Below are 14,609 nucleotides of genomic sequence, written 5' to 3'. Positions count from 1 at the left end.
CCTCAGCTCCCTGTGCTTCGATACGAACGGAGTCCGGCGCGCCACGCCCACCCCGCGAGGACGCACGCCACGAGCGCCACCAGCGGCGACGCGAACGCCAGCGCGGACGGCACGCCGGCCGGAGCGGGCCGCCCCAGCACGTACAGCGCCGGCAGCCAGCTCACGAACGCCAGCGGTACGACGTACACGACACCCCGCACGAGGTCCTGCGCGAAGATCACCGGCGGGTACTGCAGGAGCGTGTTGCCGCCGTACGTGAACGCGTTGGTCACCTCCGCCGCGTCCTGCGCCCAGAACAGCACCGACGCCCCCACCACCATCACCGCGGCGAAGATCACCGCGCCGCTCACCACCATCACCGGCAGGAGCAGCACCTTCACCGCCGTCCACTCCACGTCCAGCACGACGAGCGCCCAGACCAGTACGAACAGCCCCTGCGCCACCCGGCCGAGCCGCCGTAGCGCGAACTTGTCCGCCGCCACCTGGGCGAGCACCGGCGCCGGCCGCATCAGGAACATGTCGAGCGAACCGTCCCGCACCCGCCGGCCCATCCGCTGGAGCGAGCCCATCGTCAGGTCCGCGATCCCGAAAGAGGTGCCGGCCGTCCCGTACAGGAACGCGACCTCGGCGAAGGAGAAGCCGCCGAGGCCCTGCACCTGACCGAACATCAGCAGGATGACGACGAAGTCGAAGAACGTGACGCAGAAGGAGGTGAAGAGGGTCAGGGCGAAGGACGCGCGGTACGTCATCGTCGAACGGATCCACATCCCGGCGACCATCCGGTACGTACGCCAGGCCTCCCGCGGCGCGGACGTGGCCGGGGCCGGGGCCGGGGCCTCGGTCGTCGTGAACTCACCCACCCTGCACCACCACCTTCCGCGTCGCCAGCGACTGCGCCAGCCGCCCCGCGAGCAGCAGCGCCACCGCCCAGCTGAGCTGGAAGCCGTACGCCCCGAGGAGTCCCCACCCCTCGTACCGCTCCAGATACACGTCCGCCGGGATCTGGAGCATCGACGCCCACGGCAGCATCCGCGCCACCTCGCCCAGCGCGCCCGGGAAGACGTTCAGCGGCAGCAGCATCCCGGAGAAGAACAGCCCGCCCAGCCAGGCCACCTGCACCACCCCCTGACCGTCCATCAGCCAGAACGCGGACATCGCGACCAGGTACCAGATCGCGAAACCGACCGTCGCCCCCAGCGCGATCGCCAGCAGGAACGCGAGCCAGGTCGACGGCCGCGACGGCAGCCGGAAGTCGAAGGCGAGCGCCCCGACCGCCATCGGCACCACCCCGCGGCCGAGCAGTTGAAAGGCGCAGCGGCCCGCGTTGGCCGAGAACCACCAGGCCTGGAGGTCCGCCGGACGGTAGAGGTCGACGGCGATGTCACCCGTACGGATACGCTCGATCAGCTCGTCCTCGAACCCGCCGCCCATCATCCCGCACACCGCGATCAGCCCCTGGCCGATCCACACATAGGCGAGTGCGTCCGCCATGTCGTAGCCACCCAGGTGGGGCCGCTCGTCCCACAGGGCCATATAGGTGTACGCCAGGATGAACCCGAAGACGGTGTTGGTGAACAACCCCGCCGCCGTCGCCATCCGGTACGTGGCATGGCGCCGGAAGCCACCCGCGGCCACCGTCGCGTACAGCCGCAGCATCTCGCGTCGCCCTTCTCGCAGCACCGACTCACACCAAAGCGCACGACCCTAGCCGCCCGCGCTCCGCCACCGCGAGTGCTTTTCGAGTCGCATTCCTCAGGTTCTGTCCCGTTACGTGCACTATGGGGAAGGTCATGCCTCCTTCATCCGGTACGGGAGTTCCAGACATGCGCGACGACCAGCCAGCCCCTCCACACCGGCCCGGCTGGACGCCGAGGGATCCCACCGTCCCCGCCACACCGCCACCCGCGCCCCCCGCGGCCGCCGCACCCCCCGGCGCCTCCGGGCGCGCGCGGCGCTCGCGCCCCCGGCGCATCCTGCGGGCGCTGTTCCGCACCGCCCTCATCGGCACCCTGCTGCTCGCCGCCGCGTTCGTCGCCGGGTACCTTCTCGTCGACATCCCGCCCGCGAACGCCACGGCGACCGCCCAGTCCAACGTGTACCTCTACAGCGACGGCAGCCAGATCGCCCGCGACGGCGAGGTCAACCGCGAGAACGTACGCCTCGCGCACATCCCCCTCACCGTCCAGCACGCCGTACTCGCCGCCGAGGACCGCGACTTCTCCTCCGCACGCGCCGTCGACCCCAAGGCCATGGTCCGCGCCGCATGGAACACCCTCACCGGCAAGGGCCGTCAGTCCGGCTCCACCATCACCCAGCAGTACGTCAAGAACTACTACCTGGGCCAGGAACAGACCGTCACCCGCAAGGTGAAGGAGTTCTTCATCGCGATCAAACTCAACCGCGAGAAGAGCAAGGACGAGATCCTCGAGGGATATCTGAACACCAGTTACTTCGGCCGCAACGCCTACGGGATCCAGGCCGCCGCCCGCGCCTACTACGGCAAGGAGGCCGCCGAACTCGACACCGGCGAAGGCGCCTACCTCGCCTCGCTCCTCAACGCCCCCAGCGCCTACGACGTCGCCACCCACCCCGAGAACCGGGCCCGCGCGCTCGCCCGCTGGAACTACGTCCTGGACGGCATGGTCAAGGAGCGGTGGCTCTCCCGCACCGACCGCGCCAGCGCCTCCTTCCCCACACCCCAGACCGCCCGCCCCGCCACCGGACTCTCCGGACAGCGCGGCTACATCGTCCAGGCCGTCGAGGACTACCTCACCGCCAACGGCGTCCTCGACGAGAACACCCTCGCCGGCGGCGGCTACCGCATCACCACCACCCTGGAGAAGGAGAAGCAGGACGCCTTCGTCACCGCCGTCGACGACAAGGTCATGTCCCGGATCGACCCCACGAGCAACCCCGTCGACCGGTACGTACGGGTCGGCGGCGCGTCGATCGAACCGTCCACCGGCCGCGTCGTCGCCATGTACGGCGGCATCGACTACACCCGGCAGTACGTCAACAACGCCACCCGGCGCGACTACCAGGTCGGCTCCACCTTCAAGCCCTTCGTCCTCACCGCCGCGATCGAACACACCTCGCTCACCCAGGACGGCGAGCCGATCACCCCGAACACCTTCTACGACGGCGCCGACAAGCGCCCCGTGGAAGGCTGGCACGGCGCCCACTACGCACCCGCCAACGAGGACGACGCCTCGTACGGCCCCATCACCGTCCGCACCGCGACCGACGACTCGGTCAACACCGTGTACGCGCAGATGGCCGTGGACGTCGGGCCCGCGAGGGTCAAGGAGACCGCCGTCGCCCTCGGCCTGCCCGCCCGCACCCCCGACCTCAACGGCTCCCCCTCCATCGCCCTGGGCCCCGCCACCGCGAGCGCCCTCGACATGGCCGAGGCCTACGCCACCCTCGCCAACCACGGCCGCCACGGCACGTACACGCTCGTCGAGCGCATCACCAAGGACGGCCAGGACCTGAACCTGCCGTCCTCCGACCCCCGCCAGGTGGTCAGCAGGGAAGCCGCCGACACGACGACGCACGTCCTGCGGAGCGTCGTGGAGAGCGGTACGGGAACGGCGGCGCTGGCCGCCGGACGCCCTGCCGCCGGCAAGACGGGAACCGCCGAGGACGACAAGGCCGCCTGGTTCGCGGGCTACACCCCGGACCTCGCGACCGTCGTCACGGTCATGGGCCAGGACCCCGACACGGGCGAACAGAAGCCGCTGTACGGCGCGCTCGGCCAGAACCGGATCAACGGGGGCGGCACGCCCGCCGAGATCTGGGGCCACTTCACCCGGGAGGCACTGGCCGGGACGGAGGCGCGGGACTTTGAACTCGAGCTGGGCGAAGGGGCGGAGGAGTGGCTGGAGCCGCTGGATCCTCCCAAGCCGGAAGGGTCGGCCGAGGAGGGTCAGGAGGAAACGCCGGAGGAGCAGCTGGGCCAGGCGGGCCCGAAGGGGCCGCACCGGCCGCGGCTGCCCGAGGCACCTCAGGCGGCGCAGGCGCCCTCGGTGCCACGGCAGGAGGCGGAGCCGCTGCCACGGCCCGAGACGATCCAGCCGGACCAGCAGCCGCCGCGACCGGAGACCGAGGTGGGCACGGGGACGGGGACGCCGGAACAGCGACCGCCGCGGCCGCCGCGGCCGGAGACGTTCCAGCCGGCCGCGCGGCCACCGGGTCAGTGACCCGAGGTCGCCTTCAGCCCCACCACGGCCACGAGCAGCAGACAGACGAAGAAGATCCGCGCGGCGGTCGCCGGCTCACCGAGCACCACCATGCCGAGCACCGCCGCGCCGGCCGCGCCGATACCCACCCACACGCCGTACGCCGTACCGATCGGCAGTGTCTTGGCGGCCTGCGAAAGCAGCAGCATCGAGGCGACGATCCCGGCGCCCGTGAAGACGCTCGGCCAGAGACGGGTGAACCCGTCCGTGTACTTCATGCCGATGGACCAGCCGACCTCGAGCAGACCGGCGACGATGAGAAGAACCCACGCCATGACGACGAACACCTCCGCGAGACGGAACAACAGGGGTGCGTCGTCTTTGCGTACTGCGGTGCAGTGGGCCCGGTACGGCGCGTCTCGTCGGGTGCGTCCAAGGTAGCAAGGAGAAGGCGAAAGGCCTGGTGACACCGGTCACCAGGCCTCAGCGCGGAAGGTCGTACGCGGGAGATCGCACGTGGAGGTCGTGCACGGAAGGTCGTGCGCGGACGTCCTACAGATACAGCCCGGTGGTGTCCTTCGAACCCTCGAACCGGTCCGCTGCCACCGCGTGCAGGTCGCGCTCCCGCATCAGGACGTACGCGACGCCCCGCACCTCGACCTCGGCGCGGTCCTCCGGGTCGTACAGCACCCGGTCACCGGTCTCGACCGTACGGACGTTCTGGCCGACCGCGACGACCTCGGCCCAGGCCAGCCGGCGGCCGACGGCGGCGGTCGCCGGAATGAGGATGCCGCCGCCCGAGCGCCGCTCCCCCTCCGGGGAGTCGGTCCGGACCAGGACACGGTCGTGGAGCATCCGGATGGGCAGCTTGTCGTGCGTGTTCTCGCTCACGGCTCGAACCTACCTGCCCGGGCGTGTCGGCCGTACTCGGGAGGGGTCATCCCTTGCGCTTGCGCGTCGACACGGCGAGCAGCCCGACGAGCGCGACGGCGACGAGGGCGACCGGAACCACGCGCTCCAGGCGGGGTGCGCCGTCCTCGCCGGTGAACCGGGCCTTCACGTCCGACACCGTCCGGTTCACGGCGACGAACGCCCGCCCGGCGGTCTGGTCGACCGTGGAGGCGACCTTCGCCTTCGCGTCACCGATGATCGTCTTCGGATGCATCCGAATGCCGATCTCGTCGAGGGTCTCGGCAAGCTGCTCGCGCCGGCGGACGATGTCCGCCTCGATCTGTGCAGGGGTCCTGGCCTCCGACACCGCGCTGCCTCCGTAGTCGTAATCGGTCGTTGACGGACAGTCTCTCAGTTTCTCGGTCCGCGGTCTGTCTCAGGCCCCCATTAGGCTCGGTCGTGTACGCGCAGACACCCCGAGGAGAGCCATGAGCGAGCGACTTCAGCCCGGCGACACCGCCCCCGCCTTCACCCTGCCCGACGCGGACGGCAACGAGGTCTCGCTCGCGGACCACAAGGGCCGCAAGGTCATCGTCTACTTCTACCCGGCAGCGCTTACCCCGGGCTGCACCAAGCAGGCGTGCGACTTCACGGACAACCTGGAACTGCTGGCGGGCGCGGGCTACGACGTGATCGGCGTGTCGCCGGACAAGCCGGAGAAGCTGGCGAAGTTCCGCGAGCAGGAGCACCTGAAGGTCACGCTGGTCGGCGACCCGTCGAAGGAGACGCTGGAGGCGTACGGCGCGTTCGGCGAGAAGAAGCTGTACGGCAAGACGGTGACGGGCGTGATCCGCTCGACGGTGGTCGTCGACGAGGACGGCAAGGTCGAGCGCGCGCTCTACAACGTGAAGGCGACGGGCCACGTCGCCAAGATCATCAAGGACCTGGGGATCTGACCCAGGCCTTCCGCCGACCCGGGGTGCGCACGGCCGTGACGCGGTGCGCACCGCGGGCGGCCGCACCCCAACTGGCATACGGTCACCGGCCCCTGGCTGCCGGGCGGCAGCGGGTAAAGTGGGCGGGACCCTACGCGCCCGTACTCCAACTGGAAGAGAGAATGGCTTTAGGTGCCATGTGTTGTCGGTTCGAGTCCGACCGGGCGTACGACCAGGAACAGCCCGTCACCTTCGATTCGAAGGTGACGGGCTGTTCGGTTCCCAGGCCGCGTGCGCGTCTCAGCCCAGCAGCTCCCGTACCACCGGGACCAGTGCCCTGAAGGCCTTCCCTCGGTGGCTGATCGCGTTCTTCTCCTGCGGGGTCAGTTCCGCGCACGTCACGTCGTAGCCGTCCGGCTGGAGGATCGGGTCGTAGCCGAAGCCGTTCGTGCCGGTCGGGGCGTGGCGGAGGGTGCCGGGCATCCGGCCCTCGACCACGCGTTCCGTGCCGTCCGGGAGGGCCAGGGCCGCCGCGCAGGCGAAGTGGGCGGCGCGGTGGGTCTCGTCGATGTCGGAGAGCTGGGCCAGGAGCAGGTCCAGGTTGGCGCGGTCGTTGCCGTGGGTGCCGGACCAGCGGGCCGAGAAGATGCCGGGGGCGCCGTTCAGGACGTCGACGCAGAGGCCGGAGTCGTCGGCGACGGCCGGCAGGCCGGTGGCCTGGGCCAGGGCGTGGGCCTTGAGGAGGGCGTTCTCGGCGAAGGTGACGCCGGTTTCCTTGACGTCGGGGATCTCCGGGTACGCGTCCGCGCCGACGAGCTCGTGGGTGAGGCCTGCGTCGGCGAGGATCGCGTGGAGTTCGGTGATCTTCCCGGCGTTGCGGGTGGCGAGGATCAGACGGGTCATGCTCCCGATTATCCCGGGGTGCAGACCTTCCCGATCTCGGTGGCCGCGTCGGTGATCGGCTTGATGTCCGGGGTGGTGTCGCCGTTGTTGACGGCGGTCTTCACGGATTCGACTCCCTTGGTGAGGTCGTCGACGGCCTTGGAGAGGTCGGCGTTGTCGGTGGTGTCCTGGAGCTTGCCGAGCTCCGTGGATATCTCGTTCAGGGCCTCGTTGAGCTGCGTCGGGTCGTTCGAGGCGTTGGAGACCGCCTGCGAGAGCTTGTCGACGCTGGTGGCTATCGCGTCGGCGGTGGCGACACAGTCCATCGCCTTGTCGAGTGCTCCGCAGCCGACGAGGGTGGTGGTGAGTACGGCTGCCGAGGCCATGGCGAGTGCGAGTCGGCGCTTCAAGACGGGTCCTCCCCGAGGGATATGGATGACGGGCGTACGGTACTGCCGTACGCCCGTGTCCTTGAAGACGCCGCTGGGGCCTACAGAGTTCCTTCGAGCGCCTGGCGCTGGATCTCGGCGAGTTCGGCGCAGCCGCCGGAGGCGAGGTCGAGGAGGGCGTTGAGCTCCTTGCGGTCGAAGGGCTCGGCCTCGGCGGTGCCCTGGACCTCGACGAAGCGGCCGTCGCCGGTGCAGACGACGTTCATGTCGGTCTCGGCGCGGACGTCCTCCTCGTAGCAGAGGTCGAGGAGGGGGGTGCCGTCGACGATGCCGACGGAGACGGCGGCGACGGTGCCGGTGAGGGGCTTGCGGCCGGCCTTGACGAGCTTCTTGCCCTGGGCCCAGGAGACGGCGTCGGCGAGGGCGACGTAGGCGCCGGTGATGGCGGCGGTGCGGGTGCCGCCGTCGGCCTGGAGGACGTCGCAGTCGAGGACGATGGTGTTCTCGCCGAGGGCCTTGTAGTCGATGACGGCGCGCAGGGAGCGGCCGATGAGGCGGGAGATCTCGTGCGTGCGGCCGCCGATCTTGCCGCGGACGGATTCGCGGTCGCCTCGGGTGTTGGTGGCGCGCGGGAGCATGGAGTACTCGCCGGTGACCCAGCCTTCGCCGCTGCCCTTGCGCCAGCGCGGGACGCCTTCGGTGACGGAGGCGGTGCAGAAGACCTTGGTGTCGCCGAAGGAGATGAGGACGGAGCCCTCGGCGTGCTTGCTCCATCCGCGTTCGATGGTGACGGGGCGGAGCTGTTCGGGGGTACGGCCGTCGATACGAGACATGCTCCGAGCGTAGCCGTACGCGGAGGGGGCCCGGCCCCCTGTCGGGCCGGGCCCCTTCGGCCGGTGGGGCTGGTTACATCATGTCTTCGATGTCGGCGGCGATCGGGTCGGCGTCGGTGCCGATGACGACCTGGATCGCGGTGCCCATCTTGACGACGCCGTGGGCGCCGGCGGCCTTGAGGGCGGCCTCGTCGACCTTGGAGGGGTCGATGACCTCGGTGCGGAGGCGGGTGATGCAGCCCTCGACCTCTTCGATGTTGTCGATGCCGCCGAGCCCGGCGACGATCTTCTCAGCCTTGCTGGCCATGTTTTCTCCCTGTCCGTTCCTGTTCGAAGAACGTGAGTCCCGGCGCACCGGTGGTCCGCTTGGTCACGGTAACCCACGGTTGGCCCAACTTCGCGGGCGAGTGCCCTCGTTCTGCCGAATGATGACGATCACCGGCAGCCTGCCCTCAGCGGGCTACGGGAGCCTATCGCAACTGGTCTACACCACCTCCGCAGCACCGGTGGCAACGTCAGCAGGGCTCGGCTTGTTCCGGGTTCAGGGAGGACGCCGATGAGTACGGACAGCGCCGCGGCCGCGCCGAGGAAGTCGATGTGGGGCGGCCTGTTCCAGGGGCTGCAGAAGATGGGGCGGAGTCTTCAGCTCCCCATCGCCGTCCTCCCGGCGGCCGGCATCCTCAACCGTCTCGGTCAGCCCGACGTCTTCGGCGCCGACGGTCTGGGCTGGGACAACGTCGCCAAGGTGATGGCGGGGGCCGGCGGCGCGCTGCTCGACGGCAACCTGGGTCTGCCCCTGCTGTTCTGCATCGGTGTGGCGATCGGCCTGGCCAAGAAGGCGGACGGCTCGACCGCGCTCGCGGCGACGGTCGGCTTCCTCGTCTACTTCAACGTGATGCGCCAGTTCCCCGAGACCTGTCCCGAGGGCACGGTGGACATCGACGGGGGCTGTCTGGCGCCCGAGCAGGCCTTCACCGGGTACACGTACCAGAACCCGGGTGTTTTCGGCGGCATCGTCATCGGTCTGCTGGCGGCCTGGTTCTGGCAGCGCTACCACCGGGTCCGGCTGGTGGACTGGCTGGGCTTCTTCAACGGCCGCCGGCTCGTGCCGATCATCATGACCTTCGTCGCGATCGCCTTCGCGTCCCTGTGCCTCTGGGTCTGGCCGCCGATCGGCGACGCGCTGGAGAACTTCAGCGACTGGCTGGTGGGCCTGGGCGCCTGGGGTTCGGGCATCTTCGGTGTCGCCAACCGCGCGCTGCTGGTGATCGGCCTGCACCAGTTCCTGAACGTGCCCATCTGGTTCCAGTTCGGCACGTACGAGAGGCCGGACGGTACGACGGTCCACGGCGACATCCCGATGTTCCTCGCGGGCGACCCGGAGGCCGGCCAGTTCCTGACCGGTTTCTTCCCGATCATGATGTTCGCCCTCCCGGCGGCCGCCCTGGCGATCACCCACTGCGCCAAGCCGCGCCGGCGCAAGGAGGTGGGCGGCATGATGCTGTCGGTCGCGCTGACCTCGTTCGTCACCGGCATCACGGAGCCGATCGAGTACTCGTTCCTCTTCATCGCCCCGGTGCTGTACGCGATCCACGCGCTGCTCACGGGTGTGTCGATGGCCGTGACCTGGGCGCTCGGGGTGAAGGACGGCTTCAGTTTCTCCGCGGGTCTGATCGACTACGTCATCAACTGGAACCTGGCGACGAAGCCGTGGCTGATCATTCCGATCGGTCTGGGCTTCGCGCTCGTCTATTACGTGATCTTCCGGTTCGCGATCACCACGTTCAATCTCCCGACGCCCGGCCGCGAGCCGGACGAGCTGGAGGAGGAGATGGACCGGGACACCACCAAGGCCTAGCGCGAGAACGGCGCGAGACGGCGTGATTCGGGGCTTTCGCCCCGTTGCCGCGAGACGAAAGGCCCCCGGACCGCACGGTCCGGGGGCCTTTCGCCGTTCACACCCAGCTATGGCTCGGGCACGGAGAATTCGCAGGTTCCTTATCTAAGTCTCACGTGCTAAAACTGGTCTACACCACTCATTGGTGTAGACCACGCGGTCCAGTCCACCGCGTTCCACGAGACGCCGCCGTCACCCCCTTTTCATGACCTCTGGCGGCGCCTTGCCTTACTGGAGGAAGTTGATGAGTACGGCCACCGCCCAGGCCGCCGCTCCCGCGAAGAAGCGCGGATCCGGCCTGTTCCAGGGCCTGCAGAAGGTCGGTCGCAGCCTGCAGCTGCCGATCGCCGTTCTGCCGGCCGCGGGTATCTTGCTCCGTCTCGGCCAGCCTGACGTCTTCGGCAAGGACGGCCTCGGATGGGACAAGGTCGCCTCCGTGTTCGCCACGGCCGGTGACGCAGTCTTCGCCAACCTGCCGCTGCTGTTCTGCATAGGCGTGGCCATCGGCTTCGCCAAGAAGGCCGACGGCTCCACCGCCCTGGCCGCCCTCGTGGGCTTCCTGGTCTACAGCAACGTCCTCAAGGCGTTCCCGGTCACCGACGCCGTGGTCAACACCACCGCCAACAAGGGTGTCGACGTCGCCGCGACGTACAACAACCCGGGCGTCCTCGGCGGCATCCTGATGGGTCTGCTCTCCGCGATCCTGTGGCAGAAGTTCCACCGCACCAAGCTGGTCGACTGGCTCGGCTTCTTCAACGGCCGCCGTCTCGTCCCGATCATCATGGCCTTCGTCGGCACGCTCGTCGGCGTGGTCTTCGGCCTGGTCTGGGAGCCCATCGGCAACGGCATCTCCAGCTTCGGCGAGTGGATGACCGGCCTCGGCGCCGGTGGCGCCGGCCTCTTCGGCCTGATCAACCGCGCGCTGATCCCGGTCGGCATGCACCAGTTCGTGAACACCGTCTCCTGGTTCCAGATCGGTGACTTCACCAACGCGGCCGGCGAGGTCGTCCACGGTGACCTGAACCGCTTCTTCGCCGGTGACCCGAGCGCCGGAATCTTCATGTCGGGCTTCTTCCCGATCATGATGTTCGGTCTGCCGGCCGCCGCGCTCGCCATCGCGCACGCCGCCCGCCCCGAGCGCCGCAAGGCCGTCATGGGCATGATGCTCTCCCTCGCGCTGACCTCCTTCGTCACCGGTATCACCGAGCCGATCGAGTTCACCTTCATGTTCATCGCGCCGCTGCTGTACGCGATCCACGCGGTCCTCACCGCCATCTCGATGGCCGTGACCTGGGCGCTCGGTGTCCACGCGGGCTTCACCTTCTCCGCGGGCTTCATCGACTACGCGCTGAACTGGAACCTGGCGACCAAGCCCTGGATGATCATTCCGATCGGTCTGGTCTTCGCCGCGATCTACTACGGCGTCTTCCGCTTCGCGATCACCAAGTTCAACCTCCCGACCCCGGGCCGCGAGTCCGACGAGGAGATCGAGGACCTCACCAAGGCGTGAGCCTCACCCGAACGACGGAAGGGCCCCGGAACCGACACACGGTTCCGGGGCCCTTCCCGTACGTCGCTAGATCTCGTAGACCGCGCCCGCGTACGCCAGCTCCGACGGGCCGTCGTAGACCGCCCGCGCGTCCGCCAGGTTCCGGCGGCCGTCCGTCCACGGCGGGATGTGCGTGAGCACCAGCCGGCCCACCGAGGAGCGGGCCGCCTCCGCGCCCGCCTCGCGGCCGTTGAGGTGGAGGGCCGGGATGTCCTCTTTGCCGTGCGTGAAGGACGCCTCGCACAGGAAGAGGTCCGCGCCGTCCGCGAGTTGGTGCAGGGAGTCGCAGACCCCGGTGTCGCCGGAGTACGTGAGCGTCCGGCCGCCGTGCTCGATGCGGATGCCGTACGCCTCCACCGGGTGGCACACCTTCTCCGTACGGACGGAGAACGGGCCCAGCTCGAAGGTCCCCGACCTCAGGGTCCGGAAGTCGAAGACCTCGCTCATCGACTTGTCCGAGGGGGTGTCGGCGTACGCCGTGGTCAGGCGCTGTTCGGCGCCCTCCGGGGCGAAGACCGGGATCGCGTCGCAGCGCCCGCCCTCGTGGCGGTAGTAGCGGGCCACGAAGTACCCGCACATGTCGATGCAGTGGTCGGCGTGGAGGTGGCTGAGGAAGATGGCGTCGAGGTCGTACAGACCGATGTGGCGCTGCAGCTCGCCGAGGGCGCCGTTGCCCATGTCGAGGAGCAGCCGGAAGCCGTCGGCCTCTACGAGGTAGCTCGAACAGGCCGAGTCCGCGGACGGGAACGACCCGGAGCAGCCGACGACGGTGAGCTTCATGGAGCGTGAACCTCCGAGGGCGGAGAGCGGCGGGGGAGGTCTTGCGATGCGTCGAGCGTAAGGCGCGTCGCCCTCCGTCGCTCCTCCGTAGCGGCCCGTTGTGGGCGAACTCACGGGCTCTGTCACCGGTTCGGATGGACCTGGGGCGGGAGGGCGCGGGGTGCGTGCGGACGGTAACGTCGTGGGCTATGGACACGTCCTGGTGGTCGGCGCTCGTCGCGGTCGTGGTGATCGCGCTGGTCGCGGCGGTGGCGGAGGGCCGGAAGCGCTCGGCCCGGCGGCCCGGCGGCCGTACGGGCACGCCGGGAGGCCGGAGCCGTACGCCGGGAGGCCGCGGTCGCGCACCGGGAGGCCGTACGCGTCCGCCCGCGCGGCCCCCCGCCGGGCGGGGCGCGCCCTCGAAGGCGCCCGCGCGGCTGCCCCGGGCGGGCGAGATCTGGTGGGCGGACGTGCCCTACGAGGACGGGCCGGGATCCAAGGACCGGCCCTGCCTGGTGCTGGCGCTGCGCAGGGACTCCGCGCTGGTCGCCAAGATCACGAGCAGGTACCACGACGAACGGCAGGGGGTCATTCCGCTGCCGCCGGGGTCCGTGGGGGACGCGCAGGGGCGGCCGAGCTTCCTGGAGACGGACGAGCTGCGGGAGGTCCCGGTGGAGGAGTTCCGCCGCAGAGTGGGAACGGCGGACCCGGTCGTGTGGGACCAGGTCCGCCATCTGGCGACCTGAAGGGGCCCGACGGGCCCGCGAGGCCTACGCCCCGGAGTGCAGGGCCTGCGCGCCCCGAGCCGGCCTACGCCCCGAGCCGGCCTACGCCCAGAGCTGGCCTACGCCCAGAGCTGGCCCTGGACCGTCTCGATCGCCTCTTCGGTCGTCGCCGCCGTGTAGAGGCCCGTGGAGAGGTACTTCCAGCCGCCGTCCGCGACGACGAAGGCGATGTCCGCGCTCTCGCCCGCCTTCAGCGCCTTCGTGCCGACGCCGATGGCCGCGTGGAGCGCCGCGCCCGTGGAGACGCCGGCGAAGATGCCCTCCTGCTGGAGGAGTTCCCGGGTGCGGGTGACCGCGTCGGCGGAGCCGACGGAGAAGCGGGTGGTGAGGACCGAGGCGTCGTAGAGCTCGGGGACGAAGCCCTCGTCGAGGTTCCGCAGCCCGTACACGAGGTCGTCGTACCGCGGCTCCGCGGCGACGATCTTGACGTCGGGCTTGTGCTCGCGCAGGTAGCGGCCGACGCCCATGAGGGTGCCGGTGGTGCCGAGGCCCGCCACGAAGTGGGTGATGGAGGGCAGGTCGGCCAGGATCTCGGGGCCCGTGGTGGCGTAGTGGGCGCCCGCGTTGTCGGGGTTGCCGTACTGGTAGAGCATCACCCAGGAGGGGTTCTCCGCCGCGATCTCCTTGGCGACCCGTACGGCCGTGTTCGACCCGCCGGCCGCGGGGGACGAGACGATCTCGGCGCCCCACATGGCGAGCAGCTGGCGACGCTCCTCACTGGTGTTCTCCGGCATGACGCAGACGATGCGGTAGCCCTTGAGCTTGGCCGCCATCGCGAGCGAGATCCCGGTGTTGCCGCTGGTCGGCTCCAGGATGGTGCAGCCGGGGGTGAGCCGGCCGTCCTTCTCCGCCTGCTCGATCATGTGGAGCGCGGGGCGGTCCTTGACCGAGCCGGTGGGGTTGCGGTCCTCCAGCTTGGCCCAGATGCGGACGTCGTCCGACGGGGAGAGCCGCGGCAGACGGACCAGGGGCGTGTTGCCGACCGCCGCGAGCGGGGAGTCGTAACGCATGTGGATCAGACCATGCCGCCGGCCACGGCCGGCAGGATCGTGACGTTGTCGCCGTCGGTCAGCTTGGTGTCGATGCCGTCGAGGAAGCGGACGTCCTCGTCGTTGAGGTACACGTTGACGAAGCGGCGCAGCTGGCCGTTGTCCACGATGCGGGCCTCGATCCCGGCGTGGCGCGTCTCCAGGTCGGCGAAGAGCTGGGCGAGCGTCTCACCGTTGCCCTCGACGGCCTTCTCGCCGTCGGTGTAGGTGCGGAGGATGGTCGGGATGCGGACCTCGATGGCCATGGCGTGGGCTCCTGTTTTCGGGAGTCGGGAGTGGCGTGGAAGGCGCGCGGCTGTCGGCCCCCGCGCGGGGTGGTGCTGCTGGGTGCGCCGTGGGCGCACCTGCTCACATCGCGCTGGCGAAACGGCACAGGTCGACGTGCAGTCGCGCCACGAGCAGCGCGCTGCCCGGCGTCGTCACTTCGCTCACGTCGTGGGAAACCATGCGGTCATCGTATCG

The 14,609-nt window shown here is 69.8% G+C and carries 18 protein-coding genes and 1 tRNA gene; 6 read left to right on the top strand and 13 right to left on the bottom strand.

Annotated features, from left to right (window positions below; translation table 11 throughout):
• Positions 1-2 precede the first annotated feature (2 nt).
• Complete coding sequence (locus ACFVGW_RS11465) at positions 3-860, bottom strand: ABC transporter permease (protein WP_385851791.1); 858 nt, start codon at positions 858-860, stop codon at positions 3-5.
• Positions 853-1,653 (bottom strand): ABC transporter permease, encoded by an 801-nt coding sequence (locus ACFVGW_RS11460; protein ID WP_385851992.1) that lies wholly within the window; start codon positions 1,651-1,653, stop codon positions 853-855. Before ACFVGW_RS11460 ends, ACFVGW_RS11465 begins: the two co-directional genes overlap by 8 nt.
• Before the next feature lie 170 nt (positions 1,654-1,823).
• On the opposite strand from ACFVGW_RS11460, the gene ACFVGW_RS11455 reads away from it, so the two are divergent.
• Positions 1,824-4,199 carry a transglycosylase domain-containing protein gene (locus tag ACFVGW_RS11455; protein ID WP_385851790.1) on the top strand — a complete coding sequence of 792 codons (2,376 nt, stop codon included), beginning with the start codon at positions 1,824-1,826 and terminating at the stop codon, positions 4,197-4,199.
• Here ACFVGW_RS11455 and ACFVGW_RS11450 read toward each other — a convergent pair.
• The 3 genes from ACFVGW_RS11450 to ACFVGW_RS11440 form a co-directional block, all read right to left on the bottom strand.
• Entirely contained in the window at positions 4,193-4,513 is a 321-nt protein-coding gene (locus tag ACFVGW_RS11450) for a multidrug efflux SMR transporter (RefSeq protein WP_189805276.1), read from the bottom strand. The two genes, ACFVGW_RS11455 and ACFVGW_RS11450, sit on opposite strands and share 7 nt — an antisense overlap.
• A 217-nt stretch (positions 4,514-4,730) precedes the next feature.
• Positions 4,731-5,069 carry a co-chaperone GroES gene (locus ACFVGW_RS11445; protein WP_189600978.1) on the bottom strand — a complete coding sequence of 113 codons (339 nt, stop codon included), beginning with the start codon at positions 5,067-5,069 and terminating at the stop codon, positions 4,731-4,733.
• 46 nt (positions 5,070-5,115) lie between these two features.
• Positions 5,116-5,436, bottom strand: a complete 321-nt coding sequence (locus tag ACFVGW_RS11440) for a DUF3618 domain-containing protein (protein ID WP_383224027.1) — start codon at positions 5,434-5,436, stop codon at positions 5,116-5,118.
• 121 nt (positions 5,437-5,557) lie between these two features.
• Between ACFVGW_RS11440 and bcp the strand changes: the two genes are divergently transcribed.
• Positions 5,558-6,025: a thioredoxin-dependent thiol peroxidase gene (gene bcp / locus ACFVGW_RS11435; RefSeq protein WP_352187465.1), complete on the top strand. Its 468-nt coding sequence runs from the start codon at positions 5,558-5,560 to the stop codon at positions 6,023-6,025.
• Between the two features lie 134 nt (positions 6,026-6,159).
• Positions 6,160-6,233: transfer RNA gene (locus ACFVGW_RS11430), tRNA-Leu, on the top strand.
• A 71-nt stretch (positions 6,234-6,304) separates the two neighbouring features.
• Here the strand turns inward: ACFVGW_RS11430 and rdgB are convergent.
• The 4 genes from rdgB to ACFVGW_RS11410 form a co-directional block, all read right to left on the bottom strand.
• Positions 6,305-6,907, bottom strand: coding sequence for an RdgB/HAM1 family non-canonical purine NTP pyrophosphatase (gene rdgB / locus ACFVGW_RS11425; RefSeq protein ID WP_383295695.1), 603 nt, complete (start codon positions 6,905-6,907; stop codon positions 6,305-6,307).
• A gap of 8 nt (positions 6,908-6,915) precedes the next feature.
• Positions 6,916-7,272, bottom strand: coding sequence for a hypothetical protein (locus tag ACFVGW_RS11420; protein WP_352187535.1), 357 nt, complete (start codon positions 7,270-7,272; stop codon positions 6,916-6,918).
• Positions 7,273-7,376: 104 nt separating this feature from the next.
• A complete protein-coding gene (gene rph / locus ACFVGW_RS11415; protein ID WP_352187461.1) occupies positions 7,377-8,108 on the bottom strand; it encodes a ribonuclease PH in 732 nt (243 codons plus the stop codon).
• 73 nt (positions 8,109-8,181) lie between these two features.
• Positions 8,182-8,463, bottom strand: coding sequence for a PTS glucose/sucrose transporter subunit IIB (locus ACFVGW_RS11410; RefSeq protein WP_352187460.1), 282 nt, complete (start codon positions 8,461-8,463; stop codon positions 8,182-8,184).
• Positions 8,464-8,664: 201 nt separating this feature from the next.
• Between ACFVGW_RS11410 and ACFVGW_RS11405 the strand changes: the two genes are divergently transcribed.
• Both ACFVGW_RS11405 and ACFVGW_RS11400 read left to right on the top strand, forming a co-directional pair.
• Entirely contained in the window at positions 8,665-9,966 is a 1,302-nt protein-coding gene (locus ACFVGW_RS11405) for a PTS transporter subunit EIIC (protein WP_385851789.1), read from the top strand.
• Between the two features lie 283 nt (positions 9,967-10,249).
• Positions 10,250-11,515 (top strand): PTS transporter subunit EIIC, encoded by a 1,266-nt coding sequence (locus ACFVGW_RS11400; RefSeq protein WP_352187458.1) that lies wholly within the window; start codon positions 10,250-10,252, stop codon positions 11,513-11,515.
• Positions 11,516-11,581: 66 nt separating this feature from the next.
• Here ACFVGW_RS11400 and ACFVGW_RS11395 read toward each other — a convergent pair whose 3' ends face one another.
• Positions 11,582-12,334 carry an MBL fold metallo-hydrolase gene (locus ACFVGW_RS11395; RefSeq protein ID WP_385851788.1) on the bottom strand — a complete coding sequence of 251 codons (753 nt, stop codon included), beginning with the start codon at positions 12,332-12,334 and terminating at the stop codon, positions 11,582-11,584.
• A 188-nt stretch (positions 12,335-12,522) separates the two neighbouring features.
• Here ACFVGW_RS11395 and ACFVGW_RS11390 point away from each other — a divergent pair, with 188 nt between their 5' ends.
• Positions 12,523-13,059, top strand: coding sequence for a type II toxin-antitoxin system PemK/MazF family toxin (locus tag ACFVGW_RS11390; protein WP_385851787.1), 537 nt, complete (start codon positions 12,523-12,525; stop codon positions 13,057-13,059).
• Between the two features lie 98 nt (positions 13,060-13,157).
• Here the strand turns inward: ACFVGW_RS11390 and ACFVGW_RS11385 are convergent, their stop codons facing one another.
• The 3 genes from ACFVGW_RS11385 to ACFVGW_RS11375 form a co-directional block, all read right to left on the bottom strand.
• Positions 13,158-14,108, bottom strand: coding sequence for a cysteine synthase (locus tag ACFVGW_RS11385; protein WP_352187455.1), 951 nt, complete (start codon positions 14,106-14,108; stop codon positions 13,158-13,160).
• A gap of 5 nt (positions 14,109-14,113) precedes the next feature.
• Positions 14,114-14,392, bottom strand: coding sequence for a MoaD/ThiS family protein (locus ACFVGW_RS11380; RefSeq protein WP_352187454.1), 279 nt, complete (start codon positions 14,390-14,392; stop codon positions 14,114-14,116).
• Positions 14,393-14,495: 103 nt separating this feature from the next.
• A complete protein-coding gene (locus ACFVGW_RS11375; protein WP_352187453.1) occupies positions 14,496-14,594 on the bottom strand; it encodes a putative leader peptide in 99 nt (32 codons plus the stop codon).
• Positions 14,595-14,609 lie beyond the last annotated feature (15 nt).

Origin of the sequence: Streptomyces sp. NPDC127129, assembly GCF_042671585.1 — a bacterium.
Classification (GTDB): Bacteria; Actinomycetota; Actinomycetes; order Streptomycetales; family Streptomycetaceae; genus Streptomyces.
This window is presented reverse-complemented; position numbering and strand designations above follow the sequence as displayed.